Source organism: Polaromonas sp. P3_C2, assembly GCF_056402675.1.
Genome location: NZ_JBFUGX010000739.1, coordinates 1 through 1854, shown reverse-complemented (window position 1 = coordinate 1854; position 1854 = coordinate 1). Strand labels below are relative to the sequence as shown.

1 protein-coding gene is annotated in these 1854 nt (G+C 62.8%); it reads left to right on the top strand.

Annotated elements, in window-relative coordinates; all coding sequences use genetic code 11:
* Positions 1-31 precede the first annotated feature (31 nt).
* On the top strand, positions 32-1854 hold a 1823-nt coding region (locus AC1DWI_RS21370), incomplete at its 3' end, for a propionate--CoA ligase (RefSeq protein WP_477725697.1).

The window sequence follows — 1854 nt, the reverse complement described above, 5'->3', positions numbered from 1 at the left end:
TGAATTCAAAAAGCAAAAACGGAGACGAGACATGACGAGCTACGCAGACTTTTATCGCCAGTCCATCGACCAGCCCGAGGCCTTCTGGACCGAGCAGGCCCAACTGATCGACTGGCACAAGCCCTTCACCCGCGTCTGCAACGACGACAATCCGCCGTTTGCCCAGTGGTTTGAGGGCGGGCAAACCAACCTGTGCCACAACGCGGTAGACCGGCACCTGAAAGACCGGCCAGACCAGCCCGCGCTGATTTATGTCTCCAGCGAAACCGGTATTGAAAAAACCTATACCTTCGCCGAGCTGCACGCCGAGGTGCAGCGCATGGCCGCCAGCCTGCTGGCCATGGGCGTGGTCAAGGGCGACCGCGTGCTCATCTACATGCCCATGATTGCCGAGGCCGCCTTTGCCATGCTGGCCTGCGCGCGCATAGGCGCCATCCACTGCGTGGTGTTCGGCGGCTTTGCCAGCGGCTCACTGGCTTCGCGCATCGACGACGCCACGCCGCGCGTGATCATCAGCGCCGACGCCGGCTCGCGCGGCGGCAAGGTGGTGGCGTACAAGCCGCTGCTCGACGAAGCCATTCGCCTGTCAAAACACCAGCCTGAAGCCGTGCTGCTGGTTGACCGCGGCCTGGCGCCCATGTCCATCGTGGCCGGGCGCGATTTGCATTGGGAGACCTTGCGCGCCAAGTACATGCACGCGCTGGTGCACTGCGTGTGGCTGGACTCCGCCGCCATCAGCTACACCATCTACACCAGCGGAACCACCGGCAAGCCCAAGGGCGTGCAGCGCGACACCGGCGGTTATGCCGTGGCGCTGGCCGCCAGCATGAAGCACATCTTTGACGGCCGCGCGGGCGAAACCTACTTTTCGACCAGCGACATCGGCTGGGTCGTAGGCCACAGCTACATCATCTACGGCCCGCTGATTGCCGGCATGGCCACCATCATGTATGAAGGCCTGCCCACGCAAGGCATGGACAAGCAACCCAACGGCGCCATCTGGTGGAGCCTGGTGGAAAAGTACAAGGTCACCGGCATGTTCAGCGCGCCCACCGCGGTGCGCGTACTCAAAAAGCAGGACCCGGCCCTGCTCAAAAAACACGACCTCTCAAGCCTGCGTGCCTTCTTCCTGGCCGGCGAACCGCTCGATGAGCCGACAGCCCGCTGGATCAGCGAAGGCCTGAACGTGCCCATCATCGACAACTACTGGCAGACCGAATCCGGCTGGCCCATCATCACGATTGCCAACGGCGTTGAAAAGAAGGCCAGCAAGTTCGGCAGCCCCGGCGTGCCCATGTACGGCTACAAGGTCAAGATCCTGCACGAGTCCACCGGCGAAGAGCTGACGCAACCCCATGAAAAAGGCGTGGTCGTCATTGAAGGCCCGACGCCGCCCGGCTTCATGCAAACCATCTGGAAGGACGACGCGCGCTTCGTCAACACCTACTGGAAGAGCGTGCCCGGCAAGCAGGTCTACAGCACTTTCGACTGGGGCATACGCGACGAAGACGGTTACTACTTCATCCTGGGCCGCACCGACGACGTCATCAATGTCGCAGGCCACCGCCTGGGCACGCGCGAGATTGAAGAAAGCATTTCAGGCCATGCCGGCGTCGCCGAGGTGGCGGTGATCGGCGTGGCCGATCAGCTCAAGGGCCAGGTCGCCATGGCTTTTGCTGTGCCCAAGGATGCGAACGTGCTGGCCGACAAGGCGGCGGCCATGAAGCTCGAAGGCGAGATCATGAAGCGCGTGGATGGCGATTTGGGGGCTGTCGCCCGACCGTCACGCGTGCACTTCGTTTCAGCCTTGCCCAAGACCCGCAGCGGCAAGATGCTGCGCCGCGCGATCCAGGC